Genomic DNA, 17,503 nt, shown 5'->3' with positions numbered 1-17,503 from the left:
CGGGACAGAGCAATAGAAAAGGGCTGCCACTGGCAGCCCTTTTTCAATCTTGCGAATCCGACTCCGCCCGATACGATGCTGGCATGATCCGCGCCATCTTCACCATGTTGTTCTCCACATCGAGGATCTCGATAGGATAACCGGCCAACCGGATCCCGATGTTGGGCTGGGGTATCTCCTCCAGATATTCGAGGATCAGACCGTTGAGGGTACGCGGGCCGTCGATGGGCAGGTGCCAGTTCATCTCCTTGTTCAGCTCACGAATATTGGCTGAGCCTTCGACCAGATAAGAACCATCTGACTGGGGGTGGATCTCGTCGCTCGGCGCTGGCGTCATGGAGGTGGTGAAGTCGCCCACGATCTCTTCCAGAATGTCGTCCAGAGTGATTAGACCTTGAATATCGCCGTATTCGTCGACGATCAGGCCAATTCGCTCCTTGTTGCGCTGGAATTTGGCCAGCTGCACGTTGAGCGGCGTTCCTTCCGGAATGAAGTAGATCTCGTCCACTTCCCGCAACAGACTCGATTTGTTGAACTGGTCCCTGGCTACCAGCCGGAGGGCATCGCGCGCATGTAAAAATCCGACAACGTCGTCGATATTGTCGCGATAGAGCAGGATCTTGGTGTGAGCGCAGTGGGCCAGCTGACGCTGGATGCTCTTCCAGTCATCGTTGATGTCGATGGCGTAGATATCGCTGCGTGGCACCATAATGTCCTCGACCAGCATCTTGTCGAGATCCAGAATGCTCAGCAGCATCTCCTGATGACGCTGGGGGATCAGGTTACCCGCCTCATTGACTATGGTGCGCAGCTCCTCGGTGTTGAGGGAGTCATCCTTGTTGGGATTGATCTTCAGCATCTTGAGCAGGCCGCTGGTGATGCCGTTGATCAGCCAGACCAGCGGTGAGAGCGGCACCATCAGCCCCTTGAGGATCCAGGAGGCGGGATAGGCGATCTTCTCCGGAAACATGGCGGCCAGGGTCTTGGGGGTCACTTCACCGAATACCAGTACCACCAGGGTCAGGCCGAAGGTGGCAATGGCGACCCCGAGATCACCAAACAGCCGGATACAGACGATGGTGGCGATGGCGGAGGCGAGGATATTGACCAGATTGTTGCCGATCAGGATCAGACCCAGCAGGCGATCGGGGCGGGCGAGCAGTTGCTCGACGCGACGTGCGGCTTTGTGTTTGGTCTGTGCCAGATGCCGCAGCTTGTAGCGGTTGATGGACATCAGGCCGGTTTCGGCACTGGAGAAAAAGGCGGAAAGAAGGATCAAGATAACGAGAACAATCAGTAATGTACTCGTTGAGATGCTGTCCAAAAAGGGCTCCTGTTGGATGGTATGGCTAAAAGAGTATAGGTGTCAGCTCAACAGCACTTCTTTGACGAAGCGACTGCCAAAGTAGGCAAGAGTCAGGATGAAGCTGCCGATCAGACTGAGTGTGATGACTTTGCGGCCGCGCCAGCCATAGGTGTGATGACCCCACAGCAGCAACACGTAGACACACCATGCCAGGATGGAGAGCACTGCCTTGTGAGACTTGCCCTGGGCGAACATATCTTCGAGGAAGAAGAGGCCGGAGGCGATGGAAAGTGTCAGTAGCAGCACCCCTGCAGAGATCAACTGAAACAGCCGTTTTTCCACTGTCATCAGTGGCGGCATGGCTGGCAGGTTGCTGATTTTTCTCGATTTAAGCTGCTTGTCCAGACAGGCGAGCTGCAGCGCAAACAGACAGGCGATCATCAATACCGAGTAGGCCATCAGGGCGAGGCCGATGTGCAGCAACAGTTGGGGATGGGCCTCCAGATGGGTTATGTAGCGACCCGGGATCAAGGCGCTGGCAGCCAGCAACAGGGCCGAGAAGCTGTAGACCACCGGCAGCAGGATCCAGCCGTTGAAGCGTCGGGTTACGCAAGTCATGAAGCAACTGATGATGAGGCTGACCAGCGAGGCAACGTTGAGCATGCTCAGGTTCTGGCCGTAACTCTGCAATACCTCTGAACCGAGGGCGCTGGCGTGGGCGATCAGGGCCAATCCGATACAGGCAAACAGGGAGCGCTGTCCCACCGGCTTGGCGCTCAGTAACAGATGCAGGGAGGCGATGATGGCCAGCAGATAAAACGCCAGGGCCAGAACAGAGATTACGATCATAACCAGGTCGTTGTTGCACAAGCTTTTGAGGGTAAGAGGGGCAGTATACCTTGCACGAGAAGTGCTCGCCAGTTGTGCAACGGCCGATCTGCCCATATATAGGGAGAAGGTCCCTGCTGCTGCGGTGCGGTGAATAATCGTCCTCGCGCCCGCTCTGGGTTATAATGCCCCCAATTTATTACGCCAAGAACCGGAATCCGTCATGTTTGAGAATTTGACTGAACGACTCTCGCGCACCTTGCGCAATGTCAGTGGCCGTGGTCGCCTGACCGAAGACAATATCAAGGAAACCCTGCGCGAAGTCCGCATGGCGCTGCTCGAGGCGGATGTCGCCCTGCCGGTCGTGCGTGATTTCGTCGCGCGTGTCAAAGAGCGCGCAGTCGGGCAGGAAGTGGCCAAATCCCTGAGCCCGGGCCAGGCATTCATCAAGATTGTGCACGGTGAACTGGTCACCGTAATGGGGGAGGCCAACGAACAGCTCAACCTGGCTGCCCAGCCGCCAGCCATCATCCTGATGGCCGGTCTGCAGGGTGCCGGTAAGACCACCACGGTTGGCAAACTGGCCAAGCTGCTCAAAGAGCGCAGCAAGAAGAAGGTGCTGGTAGTCAGTGCCGACGTCTATCGTCCGGCGGCGATCAAACAGCTGGAAACCTTGGCCAATGACATCGGTGTCGACTTCTTCCCAAGCGATGCCAGCCAGAAGCCGGTCGATATCGCCACCGCCGCCATCGATCAGGCGCGCAAGAAATTCTATGACGTGGTGATCGTCGATACTGCCGGTCGTCTGCACGTTGATAGCGAGATGATGGCCGAGATCCAGGATCTGCATGCCACCATAAAGCCGGTTGAGACCCTTTTCGTGGTGGATGCCATGACAGGTCAGGATGCCGCCAACACCGCCAAGGCGTTCAACGAAGCGCTGCCGCTCACCGGTGTCATCCTCACCAAGGCGGACGGCGACGCCCGCGGTGGTGCCGCCCTGTCGGTGCGTCACATCACCGGCAAGCCGGTCAAGTTCATCGGTATGGGTGAAAAGACCGATGCGCTGGAACCGTTCCACCCGGATCGCCTCGCCTCCCGCATCCTCGGTATGGGCGATGTGCTCTCTCTTATCGAAGAGGTGGAGCGCAACGTCGATAAAGAGAAAGCAGCCAAGCTGGCTAGCAAGGTCAAGAGTGGCAAAGGCTTCGATCTGGAAGATTTCCGCGAGCAGCTGGCCCAGATGCGCAATATGGGCGGTATGATGGGGATGCTTGACAAGCTGCCCGGTATGTCCGGTCTGCCGGATAACGTGAAAGATCAGATGGATGACAAGCTCACCGTGCGAATGGAGGCCATCATCAGCTCCATGACGCCGAAGGAGCGTGCTCACCCAGATCTCATCAAGGGCTCACGCAAACGCCGTATCGCCGCAGGTTCCGGCATGCAGGTGCAGGATGTGAACAAGCTGCTCAAGCAGTTCACCGAGATGCAGCGCATGATGAAGAAAATGTCCGGCAAGGGCGGCATGCGCAAGATGATGAGCCAGATGAAGAACATGATGCCCCCCGGGTTCGGTGGCGGTCGCGGCCCGTTCTGATCCGGCCTGCGTGTTGATGGGGGTCTGCAGCGGCAGGCCCCTTTTCATTGCCGCTCTGCGCAAAAAATGGCTGGCTTGGTTGCAATTATTACGAATCCAAGTAGAATTACGCGGCTTATTTTAAGCTAGGGTCCGCGTGTTTGCGGGCCTTGTTCATTAGATGTTAATGAGGACGATATGGTAACCATTCGTTTACAACGTGGTGGCGCGAAAAAGCGTCCGTTCTACCAGGTAGTAGTTTCTGACAGCCGTTGCGCCCGTGACGGTCGCTTCATCGAGCGCGTTGGTTTCTTCAACCCGGTTGCTGCTGGTCAAGCTGAAAAGCTGAACCTGGACCTGGCTCGTATCGAGCATTGGGTTGCTACTGGTGCCGCTGTTTCTGACCGCGTTGCCAAGCTGATCAAAGACGCTAAAAAAGCTGCTTAATCAGCCCAACGGTAAGGAGTTAAGGTGGAAAAACCTGTAGTTCTGGGCACCCTGGGTACCGTTTATGGCATCAAGGGCTGGCTTAAAGTGAACTCCTTCACCGATGTTGCCGAAGCGATTTTCGATTACAACCCCTGGCTGATTAATCAGAACGGGGCGTGGCGTGAAATTCGGGTTTCATCCTGGAAACGTCACAACAAGGGTCTGATCTGCAAACTCGATGGTATCGATGTGCGCGAAGATGCCCTGGCATTGACCAATGTCGAGATTGGCGTACCCGCCGATCTGTTGCCTGCGTTGCCTGAAGGTGAGTTCTACTGGCGTGACCTGATTGGTTGCTCCGTGGTGACCACCAAGGGATACGACCTGGGCAAGGTGACCGAATTGATGGAAACCGGCTCCAACGATGTGTTGGTGGTTGAGGCCAATGTAAAAGATGCCTTTGGTGCAAAGGAGCGGTTGATTCCGTTCCTGGAAGAGCAGGTGATCAAGAATATTGATCTGACTGCTCGAACAATCGAAGTTGATTGGGATCCTGGTTTCTAGTTTCCCGCGCTAACACGGGTGCCGGAGGTTTCTTATGTGGATTGGGGTTATTAGCCTCTTCCCTGAAATGTTCCGAGCCATTACCGAGCACGGGGTAACGGGTCGGGCCGTCAAGAGTGGCCTGCTGCAGATTGAGTGCTGGAACCCCCGGGAGTTTACCCACGACAAACACCGTACGGTCGATGATCGTCCTTATGGTGGTGGGCCCGGCATGTTAATGATGGTTCAGCCGCTGCGTGACGCGATTCATGCAGCCAAGCAAGCAGCGGGAGACGGGGCGAAAGTCATCTATCTCTCTCCTCAGGGACGCAAGCTGACTCAAGCGGGCGTAACCGAGTTGGCGACGAATCAGAAACTGATTCTGGTAGCCGGTCGATACGAAGGTATCGATGAACGCGTGATACAAACCGAAGTCGACGAAGAGTGGTCTATCGGGGATTACGTGTTAAGTGGTGGCGAGTTGCCTGCCATGACCCTGATCGATGCGGTTTCGCGTCTGGTTCCGGGGGTTTTGGGTGATCAGGCCAGTGCCGAGCAGGACTCCTTTACGGATGGCTTGCTGGATCATCCCCACTATACTCGGCCGGAGGTGTTGGATGGATTGGCGGTGCCCGAGGCGCTGACAAGCGGCAATCACGAAGTGATTCGACGCTGGCGTCTCAAGCAGTCGCTCGGACGAACCTGGCAAAGAAGGCCGGAACTTATTAACAACCTAGCTCTGACTGACGAGCAAGAATCACTTCTTGCCGAGTATGTCCGCGAAGTGCGTGACAGCGTTAAGTAGAGTTTTCAGTTTATCCTAGGTAAGGAAAGACAATGAGCAAGATTATTCAGCAGCTTGAACAAGAGCAACTGCGTACCGACATCCCGGCTTTTGCCCAGGGCGACACTGTACGTGTTCAAGTTCGTGTTAAAGAAGGTGGTAAAGAGCGTCTGCAGGCTTTCGAAGGCATCGTTATTGCCAAGCGTAACCGCGGTCTGCACTCTGCTTTCACCGTTCGCAAGATCTCCAACGGCGAAGGTGTTGAGCGTGTATTCCAGACTCACTCTCCGCTGATCCACAGTGTAGAACTGAAGCGTCGTGGTGATGTTCGCCGCGCTAAACTGTACTACCTGCGCAACCTGTCCGGCAAAGCTGCTCGTATCAAAGAGAAGCTCAACTAATTCGATTCGAATTGGTGTCGGTATGTCGGCAAATAGCTCGACAGGTAGTGAAAAGGCTCGCCAATGGCGAGCCTTTTTTGTATCCGTCTATTGGCTATCTGGGAGCCGTTACTGGATGACCCGAACTACCGAGTTGTCGCGTCCAAAGGGGCCTGGCACATAGTCGTCGGCTGCCCAGTCATTCTCGTAGAGGGTTTCCCCTGCCGGCGTGATGAGCTGGTAGCAATATTCAAAGTAGCCCGGGCCGTCGGTCGGCAGATTGAGGGTGGCTTTGAACTCGCCGCTCTTCATGCGTTTCAGCTCGACCGGTTGCCACTGGGTGAACTCGCCGATCAGCATCACCTGTTCCGCTCCTGCAGCCGCCTCTTTCTCTACTTCAAAGGTCACCTTGACCTCGGGCTTGGACTTCAAAAACTGTTTGATCAGTGGCATGACGCCTCCTTGTCTGTGAGTTAAAAATGGCTCCTGTCTATTTTTATACCACCATATGACAAAGATGTTGATAAGGCAGATCAAGTTGGCAAGGCAAAATAGCGTTGCAGCAAACTGTGGGTAAAGTCGATCTTGAGATAGAAGCCACGGGGCAGGGTCATGATGGGTTGACCATCGCGGCCGATGGCGCGAGTCAGCGCCTTGTTGTTGGCCGCCTTGGGCCGCAGTTGCATCACCTGGCCGTGGCGTGCGCTGATCTGCTCCACTTCTCCCAGCACTATCATGTCCATCAGCTCCTCCCAGTCCTGACGCAGCAGCCGATCTTCCTCTTCATTCGGGCTCCACATCAGCGGCATGCCGACCCGCCGCTCGCTAACCGGGATCTCGCGACTGCCTTCCACCGGGATCCAGAGCACCCGGGAGAGCTTGTTGCGCACGTTGGACTCCTCCCAGCGCTGGCCGCTGACGCCGATCAGCGGGGCGACGCAGACGAAGGTGGTCTCCAGCGGTTTGCCTTGAGGATCCACGGGGATCGTCTTGAGTTCGATCCCCAGCTCCGGGAAGTCCTGCTCCGGCTTGCTCCCTGCGCTGGCTCCCAGTTGCAGCTCGATCAACTGACCGACCCACCCCTTGTCACGGCGCAGGTCTTTGGGCACAGCGACGCCAGCCTCTGCGGCCAGCTGCGCTAGCGTGAAGCCGGCCATGGCATAGGCGCGGCTCAATAACTCCTGCTCGGATTGGGGATTGCTTGGCATAGTTGGCTCCATCTTGCTCGCCATATTCTAACAGGGGAGGATCCCGAGAAGGATCGCTGTTTTTATAACCGATCCTGAGTGGATAAGATCAAATGCAGAGAATTTGGGGGCTATCAGTTCATCGTTATGATTTTAAAAGGTTTTGTCTATTTTATCGAGTAGTGTTCCAGGTCTGGTTTGACCTCGAAATAGTTGTCCAAGGGTTTGTGCATGATGTTACACACAGTTATCCACAGAAATCTTGGATAAGTGGATGAAAGTGGGTGGAGTCGCTGATATGTTACAAAAAATTGTGAATGCCACCCCATTTTTACAGGGTAAACGGGGTAGATATTGTGCCACTCCTGTGGATAATTTCGCCACGGTGGATCTTTGAGCAGTTAAACTTGTTCACAATCCTGATCATGGATCTGACTCTTGGGGGAACATGGATCTAGATCCAGTTTTTTTATCTCAAGATTATAAAAAATAATGATTTTTTATATTTTATGTCGCGTGGTGATACGGAGAGGCACTTTTCGCGTACAGTTAAAAAGTACTGTATATACCCGTTTGCTAACAGCTTTATGCACAGCCTGGGTGGGCAACTTGGGGGCGCGGATCCTTGGATTTGTTTATAAGTATGTTTGAAATCGAAAGTTATTCATGAAACAGGGGATTCACTCCTTGTTTGCTGCCGCGGAGTGAATGTGGAACAATCTCCTTATAGATTCAGCCTTTATAAGGTGATCACGTGATTGATGGCGACGGATTTCGTCCCAATGTCGGTATCGTGATCTGTAACCGTGAAGGACAAGTGTTGTGGGCTAAACGCTATGGGCAGCACTCCTGGCAGTTTCCGCAGGGGGGAGTTGATGATGGTGAAACGCCAGAGCAGGCCATGTATCGAGAGCTTTATGAGGAGATTGGCCTCAAGCCCGAAGATGTGACCATCATGGCCACCAGTCGTAACTGGCTAAAGTACCGTTTACCCAAACGTCTTGTCCGCTGGGACAGTTCACCGGTCTGTATTGGCCAAAAGCAAAAATGGTTCCTGTTACAGCTGAATTCGGGCAAGGAGTCGCGGATCCAGTTCGGCTGTCATGGCCATCCCGAATTTGACGACTGGCGTTGGGTCAGCTTCTGGTATCCGGTGCGTCAGGTCGTTTCGTTCAAGCGGGAGGTTTACCGCCGGGTCATGAAAGAGTTTGCCCCGCTGGCGATGCCAGTGCCGGCAGTGCAGGTCAACAAGAAGGATGGGCGGCGCAACCGCGCCCGTTAAGGAGCACAGATTAGTTGTTAACGGAACTGAGACGTATCGTCGAGAGCATGGCCGAGGCCAATACCCTCGAGCAGGCCTTGCAAGCATTGGTGAGCCAGACCCGGCACGCCATGGCAGTGGACTGCTGCTCCGTCTATGTCTCGGAACCCGAGGTGCGCCGCTATCGCCTGGCGGCTACCGACGGCTTGGCCCCGTCCGCAGTCGGCAAGGTGACCCTGCCCTACGAGCAGGGCATCGTCGGTCTGGTGGGTCAGCGGGAAGAGCTGATCAACCTGGCTGATGCCCCCGCGCATCCCAGTTTCAAATTCCTGCCCGATGTGGCCGAAGAGGCATTTCGCTCCTTCCTCGGCGCTCCCATCATGCATCAGCGTCAGGTGGTCGGCATTCTGGTGGTGCAGCAGAAGGAGAGTCGCCGCTTCGATGAGGGGGAAGAGTCTTTCATGGTCACCCTGGCGGCCCAGCTGGCGGCGCGGATCGCTCAAGCGCAGGCCAAGGGGTGGTTGCAGAAGACCGACTGGAGCAAGCCGCTGCGCGGTATTGCCGGTGCCAGCGGTATCGCCATGGCCAAAGCCTGGGTGTGGCGGCCCCGCAAGGCGCTCTCGTCCATTACCCCGCGCAAGGATGAAGACCATGCCAGCCAGCTGGCGCGGCTGGAGCTGGCCGTGGAGGAGGTTCGTCACGATCTGGAGAGTCTGGCGCTGCGTTTTCGCGAGAGCTACAGCCAGGATTCGGTGGCGATCTTCGATATCTACCTCCATCTGCTGAACGATCCCGGCTATATCAAGCCCATTCGCAACAAGGTGAGCAAGGAGCACTGGACTGCGGTCTCTGCGGTCAAGCTGATCAGCGATCGCTTGATCGAGCAGTTCAAGGGGATGAAAGATCCCTACTTGCAGGAGCGCTCCACCGACGTGAAGGATATTGCCCAGCGGCTGATCAGCCGACTGGTGCAGAATGAACCGGAACATATCTCCATCGGCGAGCCGGTGGTGCTGGTTGCCGACGAGGTGACTGCTACCATTCTGGCGGAAGTGCCCCGCGAGTATCTGACCGGCGTGGTCTCGCTCAAGGGGGGAACCAACTCCCACGCGGCCATTCTGGCCCGCGCCATGGGGGTCGCCGCCATCATGGGGGTCGATCTGCCCCTTGGTGACATCGGTGGTCGCATGCTGGTTGTCGATGGCTACAGCGGCGATCTCTTCATCGAGCCCAATCAGGTGATACTGACCGAGTATCGTCAGCTGCTGAGCGAAGAGCGGGCCCTCGATACCCTGGTGCGCAGCGTCGATAACCTGCCATCCGAGACGGCCGACGGCACCAAGGTTTCCCTGCTGCTCAACGCCGGGCTCAGTGCCGATACCGAGATCTCCCTTAACCAGCTGGCGGACGGGGTCGGGCTCTATCGCACCGAGATCCCCTTCATGTTGCAGGAGAGCTTCCCCTCCGAGTGGGAGCAGACTGCCCGCTATCGCGGCATTCTGGAGACCTACCGCAACCGGCCGGTCTGCATGCGGACGCTGGATGTGGGCGGCGACAAGCCGTTACCCTATTTCCCCATCGTCGAGGAAAACCCCTTCCTTGGCTGGCGGGGGATCCGGATCACCCTGGATCACCCCGAACTGTTTCTGGTGCAGCTCAAGGCGATGCTGCGGGCCAGCGAAGGGCTGGACAATCTGGCCATCATGCTGCCGATGATCAGCAGCGTCAGCGAAATCAAAGCTTCCCGTCGTCTGCTGGATCAGGCGTGGCGAGAGGTGTCGGAAGAGGCGGCGAGCCGCGATGCGGTGATCCGCTACCCCAGCCTCGGGGTGATGATCGAGGTGCCCTCGGCCCTCTTTATTTTGCCGGAGATGGCGCCGCTCATCGACTTCTGGTCTGTGGGCAGCAATGACCTGACCCAGTACCTGCTGGCGGTGGATCGCAACAACTCCCGGGTTGCCAACATCTACGATGCCTTCCATCCTGCGGTGATCCGCGCCCTGCAACAGCTGGTTGATGCTTCCCACCGTTACCAGAAGCCGGTGTCGGTGTGTGGCGAGCTGGCCGGTGATCCGGTCGGTGTATTGCTGCTGCTTGCCATGGGCTATCGCCGCTTCAGTATGAACACCCACAACATCGCCCGGATCAAGTACGTGCTGCGTCAATCCACCCTGAGCGAGTTGACCGAACTGATGGCCGATGGCCTCAAACATGACAACCCCCACGTACTGCGCGGCCTGTTTGCCCGCTATCTGGAGGAGCATGGTTTGGGCGGTTTGCTGCGAGCCGGTCATAAATCGAAACAGAGTGATTGATAATCATGCCTTGTCCCTGCTGACGAATGATCGGAAAATGCGGCTTTTATTTTGACTGGGGCCGCATATGCAGCACGATGGATATTGGGTTTTCTCGCAGATTGATCCCGTAGCATTCAGTTTGGGACCACTATCGGTACGCTGGTATGGTCTCATGTACCTGTTCGGTTTCGCTTTTGCCATGTGGCTGGCTGGCCGTCGCGCCGATGCACCGAACAGCGGCTGGACCCGCAACGAGGTGTCGGATCTGCTGTTTTACGGCTTCCTCGGGGTGATCCTCGGTGGCCGTGTCGGTTACGTGCTGTTCTACAACTTCGATCTCTTCCTCGCGGATCCCACCTACCTGTTCAAGATCTGGACCGGCGGCATGTCGTTCCACGGTGGCCTGATCGGGGTGATCACCGCGATGATCTGGTTTGCCCACAAGACCAAGCGCCACTTCTTCACCGTGGCCGACTTTGTGGCACCGCTCATTCCGTTTGGTCTCGGCGTTGGCCGGATCGGCAACTTCCTCAACGGCGAGCTGTGGGGCCGGGTCACCGATGTGCCCTGGGCCATCATCTTCCCGGAGGCCGGCCCCGAGCCGCGTCATCCCTCCCAGCTCTACCAGTTCGCGCTGGAAGGGGTTGTACTGTTCATCATCCTTAACCTGTTCTGGCGCAAGAACCCGCCGCGCGGTGCCATCTCCGGCATGTTCCTGCTGTTCTACGGCCTGTTCCGCTTCCTGGTGGAGTTTGTGCGCCAGCCGGACAGCCAGCTCGGACTCTACTTCCAGGAGATCAGCATGGGCCAGATCCTCTCCACCCCGATGATTATCGCCGGAGCCCTGATGATCTGGGCCGCCTACAAGCGTCCGCAGTTGTTCGGTAATGCCGTGAAGGAGGTGAAATAATGCGAGCTTATCTCGACCTGATGCAGAAAATCCTCGATGAGGGCACCGTCAAGTCAGACCGTACCGGCACCGGTACTGTCTCCCTGTTCGGCCATCAGATGCGCTTCAATCTGGCGGAAGGTTTCCCGCTGGTCACCACCAAGAAATGCCACCTGCGCTCCATCATTCACGAGCTGCTCTGGTTCCTCAATGGCGATACCAATACCGCCTATCTGAAGGAAAACGGCGTCAGCATCTGGGATGAGTGGGCCGACGAGAATGGTGATCTGGGGCCGGTTTACGGCGCTCAGTGGCGCTCCTGGCCTGCGGCTGACGGGTCTGTCATCGACCAGATCCAGAAGGCGGTGGATGACATCAAGCACAACCCTGATTCGCGCCGCATCATCGTATCCGCCTGGAACGTGGGTGAACTGGACAAGATGGCGCTGGCCCCTTGCCACGCCTTCTTCCAGTTCTATGTGGCGGACGGCAAGCTCTCCTGCCAGCTCTACCAGCGCAGCTGTGATGTGTTCCTCGGCCTGCCGTTCAACATCGCCAGCTACGCCCTGCTGACCCATATGATGGCCCAGCAGTGCGATCTGGAAGTGGGTGACTTCGTCTGGACCGGCGGCGATGTGCACCTCTACTCCAACCACATGGAGCAGACTGCACTGCAGCTCTCCCGCGAGCCACGCCCTCTGCCGACCCTGGTGATCAAGCGCAAACCCGACTCCATCTTCGACTACAAGTTCGAGGATTTCGAGATCGAGGGTTATGACCCCCACCCCGGCATCAAGGCGCCCGTCGCCATCTGACAGAAAGGCGCCATGAGGCGCCTTTTTTTATATATAAAAACATTTAAAAATCTCATTATTGGCTAACTTAGTTGTGAATATGACGCAGGCAAAACCTGTTCTATGTAGGCCAGTTCTATTTTGCTTTCGATTTTTCCGAGGTTTTTGGCTGCAAGAAACGATTTTCCATTGGTTGTTGCAGGCTATAGACTTAAATTCAAGTAATTTTGTGGAAAAATTAACCATGAGTGACGTAATCAAAAAGTTCCTGAAGCTGGAGGCCGCCTCCGGAATTATTCTGATCATGGCTGCCATGCTGGCAATGATTTTAGCCAATACCGCGCTGGCTGGCGGGTATCAGGCGTTTCTCGACACGCCGGTGCAGGTGCGCATCGCGGCTCTCGACATCAACAAGCCGCTGCTGCTCTGGATCAACGATGGCTTCATGGCGATCTTCTTCCTGCTGGTTGGTCTGGAAGTGAAGCGTGAAATGCTGGAGGGGGCGCTCTCGACCCGGGTTCAGGCGACCTTCCCGGCCATCGCGGCGGTGGGCGGCATGCTGGCTCCGGCCTTGATCTACGCCTTTTTCAACTATTCGGATGAAGTGGCGCGCGCTGGCTGGGCAATTCCGGCTGCGACCGACATCGCCTTTGCCCTCGGGGTGATGGCGCTGCTCGGGAAGCGGGTACCGGTGAGCCTCAAGGTATTCCTGTTGGCGCTGGCTATCATGGATGACCTCGGCGTCATCATCATCATCGCGCTCTTCTATACCCAGCAGTTGTCGCTGGAGGCGCTGGCCATCGGTATTCTGGCAACCCTCACTCTGCTTTGGATGAATCGCCGTGGTGAGGACAGGATCAGCCTTTACATGCTGGTTGGTCTGGTACTCTGGGTTGCGGTGCTCAAGTCTGGCGTCCATGCGACCCTGGCGGGTGTAGTGGTGGGCTTTATGGTTCCGCTTAACGGCAAGCGTTACGCCTCGCCGCTCAAGTATCTGGAGCATCAGCTGCACCCCTGGAGTGCCTATCTGATCCTGCCGCTGTTTGCCTTTGCCAACGCAGGAGTATCGCTGGAGGGGATTGGTCTCTCCTCCCTGCTGAGTCCGGTACCTATGGGGATCATGCTGGGACTGTTTATCGGCAAGCCGCTCGGGGTGTTCACCATCAGCTGGCTGTCGGTCAAGCTGGGCATCGCCCAGTTGCCGCCCGGGGTCAACTTCAAGCAGATTTTTGCGGTCAGCATCCTCTGTGGCATCGGGTTCACCATGTCGATGTTTATCGCGTCGCTTGCCTTCGAGCACGGTGGGCTGGATTACGGCAGCTACTCTCGCCTCGGGATCCTGGTGGGCTCCACCATGGCTGCGGTAGTCGGCTATCTGGCCTTGCGCATGGCCCTTCCAAAGGGTGAAGGGGAACAGAGTACGGAGGGACTATGAAGCTGCATACAGGGTTGTTGATGCTGTTGTTGAGCCCCGCGGCATGGGCCGGCGGGCTGGAGGATTGCAAGCAGGACGCCACTTCGGCGAACTGCTCTGCCTATCTCAACGGGGTGGTAGACAGCGCCCTGCTGCTGGGGGACAAGCAGGCCAAGGCGCGCTTTGGCGAGACCTTCTCCGAGCGGGCGCTGAGCAGCCGGGCTGGCGAGATGGTCAAGCGCTCCAACAAGCGTTATTGCGCGGACCGGATGCCGGACAAGGCGCGCCTCAAGGCCACTCTGATGGAGCAGTTTGGCGCGAACAAGGTTGACTCGGTCAGCGACATGTATGACATTCTGGCGGTTGAACTCAGCTGCTACCGGAGTCCGCGTCAAGCGGGAACCCCATCGGATGTCACACCTTAACTACAACCATCTCTACTATTTCTGGATGACTCAGAAGAAGGGCTCCGTTACCCAGGCAGCGGAAGCCCTTTTTTTGACCCCGCAAACCGTCACCGGTCAGATCAAGCTGCTGGAGCAGCGCCTCGGTGGCAAGCTGCTCAAACGCAAGGGGCGCTCTCTTGAGGCGACCGAGCTGGGCCAGCTGGTGTTTCGCTATGCCGACAAGATGTTCAGCCTCTCCTACGAGATGCTCGATATCGTCAACTACCGCAAGGAGAGCCAGATCCTGTTCGACGTCGGCATCGCCGATGCCCTCTCCAAGCGCCTTGCAAGCCGCGTGCTGCTCTCCGTCATCCCCAATGATGGTTCCATCCATCTGCGCTGTTTTGAATCAACCCACGAACTGCTGCTGGAGCAGCTGAGCGAGCACAAGCTCGATATGATCCTCTCCGACTGTCCGGTGGACTCCAGCCAGCATGCGGGGCTGCTCTCCAAACGGCTGGGCGGCTGTGGCGTCAGCTTCTTCTGCAAGGCGCCGCTGCCTGAAAAGCCCTTTCCTGCCTGTCTGGAAGAGCGCAAGCTGCTGATCCCCGGTCGCCGTACCGCCATGGGGCGTCAGCTGACCCAGTGGTTCGAGCAGCAGGGTGTCTCCCCCAGCATTCTTGGCGAGTTTGATGATGCCGCCTTGATGAAGGCGTTTGGCTTCTTCAATCAGGGGATTTTCATGGCCCCCACCATCTATCGGGAGGAGATCCTCGAGGGGGAGGGGGTGATGCTGATCGGGGAAACCCAGGATCTGATGGAGGAGTATTACGTCATCTTCGCCGAGCGGATGATCCAGCATCCGGCGGTGAAGCGGGTCTGCGAGAGCGATTTTACCTTTCTCTTTTCCGGGCAGGAGAACTTCTCCGCCATCCAGCCGGCCACCCTGTCGTTTTAAAACGACCCGTCACCACGTATCATCGGCGATGAGTGGTAGAGGAGAGATGTGATGCAACTTGAAGAGATGGAAGCCAATGCGAGTAAAGCGGTGGCCTTGCTCAAGGCGCTGGCCAACGAGCGGCGGCTGTTTATTCTGTGCCAGTTGCTGGAGCGCGAACTGTCAGTGGGGGAGCTCAACGAGCGATTGGGACTGAGTCAGTCGGCCTTGTCACAGCATCTTGCGCTGCTGCGGCGGGATGAGCTGGTGACGACGCGCAAAGAGGCCCAGACGGTCTACTATTCGCTGCGCAGCCATGAGGTGCGTGAAATGATCAGTTTGCTGCATCGACTTTATTGCAGCGCAGATAAATAAAAAACCGGCACTAAGGCCGGTTTTTTCAGCTTTGATCAGCAGACGCTGATTAAGCCATAGCTTTGATCTGGGCAGACAGGCGGCTCTTGTGACGAGCAGCTTTGTTCTTGTGGATCAGGCCTTTGGTCGCCATACGATCCATGATCGGCTGAGCAACAGCGAAAGCGGCAGTCGCAGCAGCTTTGTCGCCAGAGGCGATAGCAGCAATGACTTTCTTCAGGTAGGTACGGGTCATGGAACGACGGCTGGCGTTGTGCTGACGGCGTTTTTCTGACTGAAGAGCGCGCTTCTTAGCAGATTTGATGTTAGCCAAGGTAAAACTCCTAAAACTGTCTTAGCGAGTGTATTGAAAAGGCCCGGAAATATGCCCTTCCAACCACATATTGTCAAATGATTTGTGCAAATAAACACCGCCTCCCGGTGGTGTGTCAGTAGGGAGACGGTTAAACTGTCGGCCGATTCTAGCAGCATTCTTTTCATTCTGACAGTTCCAGAGGCCTCGTCTTGAGTAAGAAATTGATCAAATCCGGCATGATAGTGTCCGGAATGACGCTGGCATCCCGCGTAATGGGCTTGGTTCGCGATGTGGTCATCGCAAATCTGCTCGGTGCCGGGGTGGCCGCCGACGTCTTCTTTTTTGCCAATCGCATTCCCAACTTTCTGCGTCGTCTGTTCGCCGAAGGTGCCTTCAACCAGGCCTTTGTTCCCGTGATGACGGAGTACAAGAAAAATGGCGACGAGGGGGAAGTGCGTGAATTGCTGGCGGCGGTGGCGGGCACGCTGGGGGGGATAGTGACTGTGGTCACCCTGCTCGGTGTGCTGGGGTCGGGGGTGCTGACCGCGCTGTTTGGCTGGGGCTGGTTCTGGGACTGGCTGCATGGCGGCCCTGCGGCCGAGAAGTTCGAGCTCGCCAGTCTGATGCTCAAAATCACCTTCCCCTACCTCTGGTTTATCACTTTTACCGCCATGGCGGGGGCCATCCTCAATACCTTCGGCCGCTTTGCGGTCTCGTCGTTTACGCCGGTGTTTCTCAACATCACCATGATTGCGGCGGCCTGGTGGATTGCGCCGCTGATGGACAAACCTGAGATCTCGCTGGCAATTGGTGTCTTTTTGGGCGGTTTGGTGCAGTTTCTGTTCCAGTACCCCTTTTTGCGCCAAATCAACATGCTGGTATGGCCCAAGTGGGGATGGAATCACCCTGGGGTGGTGAAGATCCGCACCCTGATGATCCCCGCCCTGTTCGGGGTTTCGGTCAGCCAGATCAATCTGCTGGTCAACACCATGCTGGCTTCTTTCCTGGCGACCGGTGCCATTAGTTACCTCTACTACTCGGATCGCCTGCTGGAGTTCCCCCTCGGTCTGTTTGCGGTGGCCATCAGTACCGTGATCCTGCCAGCGCTGGCCAAGAAGCATGTGGATGCAGACCCTGCCGACTTCTCCCGCACCATGGATTGGGGGGTACGGATGGTGATGCTGCTCGGTCTGCCCGCCATGATAGGCATTGCGGTGATGCGCGAGCCCATTTTGCGGGTGCTGTTCATGCGCGGCGAGTTCGGTCTGCATGAAGTGAGCATGTCGAGCGCCAGTCTGTTGGCCTCCACTACCGGTCTGCTCTCCCTGATGCTGATCAAGGTACTGGCGCCCGGTTACTACGCCCGTCAGGACACCAAGACGCCGGTGCGGATCGGGGTGATGTCGATGATTGCCAACATGGTCTGCAACCTCATCTTCATCTACCCGCTCGGTTACGTGGGGCTGGCGCTCTCGACCGCCTGCTCGGGCACTCTGAATGCGGCCTTGCTGTTCAAGGGGCTGTACCAGCAGAGCGTCTATCGTCCCTCCCGCCATACTGGCGTGTTCTGCCTCAAGCTGCTGGTCGCCAGCGTGCTGATGGGGGGTGTGCTCGCCTATCTGTCGCCAGATTTGGCCCAGTGGGGCGCATGGAGCATGGGCAAGGCCAGTTTGCAGCTGACCATGCTGCTGTCGCTGGGGGCTGCGGTCTATGCCGTGGTGTTGCTGCTGCTGGGCATTCGGCCGCGTCACCTTAAATCGGGGCAGCAGTAGCCGTGATCCTGCTGCGCCATGGGGGTAGTGCCTCATGGCGCAGCAGG

The 17,503-nt window shown here is 56.9% G+C and carries 19 protein-coding genes; 14 read left to right on the top strand and 5 right to left on the bottom strand.

Features of this window, described 5'->3' with window-relative positions:
• Positions 1-43: 43 nt before the first annotated feature.
• The gene (locus tag AACT07_RS19535; RefSeq protein WP_005348906.1) at positions 44-1,324 is read right to left on the bottom strand and encodes an HlyC/CorC family transporter; all 1,281 of its coding nucleotides are present in this window, start codon (positions 1,322-1,324) and stop codon (positions 44-46) included.
• Positions 1,325-1,366: 42 nt separating this feature from the next.
• Complete coding sequence (locus AACT07_RS19530; RefSeq protein WP_005340390.1) at positions 1,367-2,155, bottom strand: cytochrome C assembly family protein; 789 nt, start codon at positions 2,153-2,155, stop codon at positions 1,367-1,369.
• 202 nt (positions 2,156-2,357) lie between these two features.
• On the opposite strand from AACT07_RS19530, the gene ffh reads away from it, so the two are divergent.
• From ffh to rplS, 5 genes are all read left to right on the top strand, one after another.
• Positions 2,358-3,734, top strand: a complete 1,377-nt coding sequence (gene ffh, locus AACT07_RS19525; protein WP_005357987.1) for a signal recognition particle protein — start codon at positions 2,358-2,360, stop codon at positions 3,732-3,734.
• Positions 3,735-3,911: 177 nt separating this feature from the next.
• A complete protein-coding gene (gene rpsP / locus AACT07_RS19520; RefSeq protein WP_005340392.1) occupies positions 3,912-4,160 on the top strand; it encodes a 30S ribosomal protein S16 in 249 nt (82 codons plus the stop codon).
• A 24-nt stretch (positions 4,161-4,184) separates the two neighbouring features.
• The gene (gene rimM / locus AACT07_RS19515; protein ID WP_005340394.1) at positions 4,185-4,706 is read left to right on the top strand and encodes a ribosome maturation factor RimM; all 522 of its coding nucleotides are present in this window, start codon (positions 4,185-4,187) and stop codon (positions 4,704-4,706) included.
• 34 nt (positions 4,707-4,740) lie between these two features.
• Entirely contained in the window at positions 4,741-5,490 is a 750-nt protein-coding gene (gene trmD / locus AACT07_RS19510; RefSeq protein ID WP_005340400.1) for a tRNA (guanosine(37)-N1)-methyltransferase TrmD, read from the top strand.
• A 32-nt stretch (positions 5,491-5,522) separates the two neighbouring features.
• The gene (rplS, locus tag AACT07_RS19505; RefSeq protein WP_005313505.1) at positions 5,523-5,870 is read left to right on the top strand and encodes a 50S ribosomal protein L19; all 348 of its coding nucleotides are present in this window, start codon (positions 5,523-5,525) and stop codon (positions 5,868-5,870) included.
• 108 nt (positions 5,871-5,978) lie between these two features.
• Here rplS and AACT07_RS19500 read toward each other — a convergent pair whose 3' ends face one another.
• Both AACT07_RS19500 and mutH read right to left on the bottom strand, forming a co-directional pair.
• A complete protein-coding gene (locus tag AACT07_RS19500; RefSeq protein ID WP_069529611.1) occupies positions 5,979-6,302 on the bottom strand; it encodes an isoamylase early set domain-containing protein in 324 nt (107 codons plus the stop codon).
• Positions 6,303-6,382: 80 nt separating this feature from the next.
• The gene (mutH, locus tag AACT07_RS19495) at positions 6,383-7,057 is read right to left on the bottom strand and encodes a DNA mismatch repair endonuclease MutH (protein ID WP_069529609.1); all 675 of its coding nucleotides are present in this window, start codon (positions 7,055-7,057) and stop codon (positions 6,383-6,385) included.
• 733 nt (positions 7,058-7,790) lie between these two features.
• Between mutH and rppH the strand changes: the two genes are divergently transcribed.
• The 8 genes from rppH (at position 7,791) to AACT07_RS19455 (ending at position 15,389) form a co-directional block, all read left to right on the top strand.
• A complete protein-coding gene (gene rppH / locus AACT07_RS19490; RefSeq protein ID WP_005340421.1) occupies positions 7,791-8,318 on the top strand; it encodes an RNA pyrophosphohydrolase in 528 nt (175 codons plus the stop codon).
• 14 nt (positions 8,319-8,332) lie between these two features.
• Positions 8,333-10,612, top strand: a complete 2,280-nt coding sequence (gene ptsP / locus AACT07_RS19485; protein ID WP_005340422.1) for a phosphoenolpyruvate--protein phosphotransferase — start codon at positions 8,333-8,335, stop codon at positions 10,610-10,612.
• Positions 10,613-10,679: 67 nt separating this feature from the next.
• Positions 10,680-11,504 carry a prolipoprotein diacylglyceryl transferase gene (gene lgt / locus AACT07_RS19480; RefSeq protein ID WP_069529608.1) on the top strand — a complete coding sequence of 275 codons (825 nt, stop codon included), beginning with the start codon at positions 10,680-10,682 and terminating at the stop codon, positions 11,502-11,504.
• Positions 11,504-12,298, top strand: coding sequence for a thymidylate synthase (thyA, locus tag AACT07_RS19475; RefSeq protein WP_019445582.1), 795 nt, complete (start codon positions 11,504-11,506; stop codon positions 12,296-12,298). The genes lgt and thyA overlap by 1 nt, the downstream gene beginning before the upstream one ends.
• A gap of 223 nt (positions 12,299-12,521) precedes the next feature.
• On the top strand, positions 12,522-13,712 hold the full coding sequence (nhaA, locus tag AACT07_RS19470; RefSeq protein ID WP_005348917.1) for a Na+/H+ antiporter NhaA: 1,191 nt from the start codon (positions 12,522-12,524) through the stop codon (positions 13,710-13,712).
• A complete protein-coding gene (locus tag AACT07_RS19465) occupies positions 13,709-14,116 on the top strand; it encodes a hypothetical protein (protein ID WP_042053339.1) in 408 nt (135 codons plus the stop codon). The genes nhaA and AACT07_RS19465 overlap by 4 nt, the downstream gene beginning before the upstream one ends.
• Positions 14,103-15,035, top strand: coding sequence for a transcriptional activator NhaR (nhaR, locus tag AACT07_RS19460; RefSeq protein ID WP_005340434.1), 933 nt, complete (start codon positions 14,103-14,105; stop codon positions 15,033-15,035). The genes AACT07_RS19465 and nhaR overlap by 14 nt, the downstream gene beginning before the upstream one ends.
• A 51-nt stretch (positions 15,036-15,086) precedes the next feature.
• On the top strand, positions 15,087-15,389 hold the full coding sequence (locus AACT07_RS19455; protein WP_013724128.1) for an ArsR/SmtB family transcription factor: 303 nt from the start codon (positions 15,087-15,089) through the stop codon (positions 15,387-15,389).
• Positions 15,390-15,438: 49 nt separating this feature from the next.
• Here the strand turns inward: AACT07_RS19455 and rpsT are convergent, their stop codons facing one another.
• Complete coding sequence (gene rpsT, locus AACT07_RS19450) at positions 15,439-15,702, bottom strand: 30S ribosomal protein S20 (RefSeq protein WP_005308808.1); 264 nt, start codon at positions 15,700-15,702, stop codon at positions 15,439-15,441.
• A gap of 191 nt (positions 15,703-15,893) precedes the next feature.
• Here rpsT and murJ point away from each other — a divergent pair, with 191 nt between their 5' ends.
• Positions 15,894-17,456 (top strand): murein biosynthesis integral membrane protein MurJ, encoded by a 1,563-nt coding sequence (murJ, locus tag AACT07_RS19445; RefSeq protein WP_005348927.1) that lies wholly within the window; start codon positions 15,894-15,896, stop codon positions 17,454-17,456.
• Positions 17,457-17,503 lie beyond the last annotated feature (47 nt).

Origin of the sequence: Aeromonas sp. ANP5 (assembly GCF_963870295.1) — a bacterium.
Taxonomy (GTDB): Bacteria; Pseudomonadota; Gammaproteobacteria; order Enterobacterales; family Aeromonadaceae; genus Aeromonas; species Aeromonas veronii.
Note: the sequence above shows the minus strand (reverse complement) of the source record. Positions and strands in the feature narration are given on the sequence as shown.

Excerpts from the sequence above, each read along its gene's own strand:
- AACT07_RS19500 (WP_069529611.1), bottom strand. The coding sequence starts at position 6,302 with ATGCCACTGATCAAACAGTTTTTGAAGTCCAAGCCCGAGGTCAAGGTG.
- mutH (WP_069529609.1), bottom strand. The coding sequence starts at position 7,057 with ATGCCAAGCAATCCCCAATCCGAGCAGGAGTTATTGAGCCGCGCCTAT.
- AACT07_RS19455 (WP_013724128.1), top strand. The coding sequence starts at position 15,087 with ATGCAACTTGAAGAGATGGAAGCCAATGCGAGTAAAGCGGTGGCCTTG.
- AACT07_RS19465 (WP_042053339.1), top strand. The coding sequence starts at position 13,709 with ATGAAGCTGCATACAGGGTTGTTGATGCTGTTGTTGAGCCCCGCGGCA.
- trmD (WP_005340400.1), top strand. The coding sequence starts at position 4,741 with ATGTGGATTGGGGTTATTAGCCTCTTCCCTGAAATGTTCCGAGCCATT.
- rpsP (WP_005340392.1), top strand. The coding sequence starts at position 3,912 with ATGGTAACCATTCGTTTACAACGTGGTGGCGCGAAAAAGCGTCCGTTC.
- nhaA (WP_005348917.1), top strand. The coding sequence starts at position 12,522 with ATGAGTGACGTAATCAAAAAGTTCCTGAAGCTGGAGGCCGCCTCCGGA.
- lgt (WP_069529608.1), top strand. The coding sequence starts at position 10,680 with ATGCAGCACGATGGATATTGGGTTTTCTCGCAGATTGATCCCGTAGCA.
- nhaR (WP_005340434.1), top strand. The coding sequence starts at position 14,103 with ATGTCACACCTTAACTACAACCATCTCTACTATTTCTGGATGACTCAG.
- AACT07_RS19530 (WP_005340390.1), bottom strand. The coding sequence starts at position 2,155 with ATGATCGTAATCTCTGTTCTGGCCCTGGCGTTTTATCTGCTGGCCATC.
- thyA (WP_019445582.1), top strand. The coding sequence starts at position 11,504 with ATGCGAGCTTATCTCGACCTGATGCAGAAAATCCTCGATGAGGGCACC.
- rplS (WP_005313505.1), top strand. The coding sequence starts at position 5,523 with ATGAGCAAGATTATTCAGCAGCTTGAACAAGAGCAACTGCGTACCGAC.
- ffh (WP_005357987.1), top strand. The coding sequence starts at position 2,358 with ATGTTTGAGAATTTGACTGAACGACTCTCGCGCACCTTGCGCAATGTC.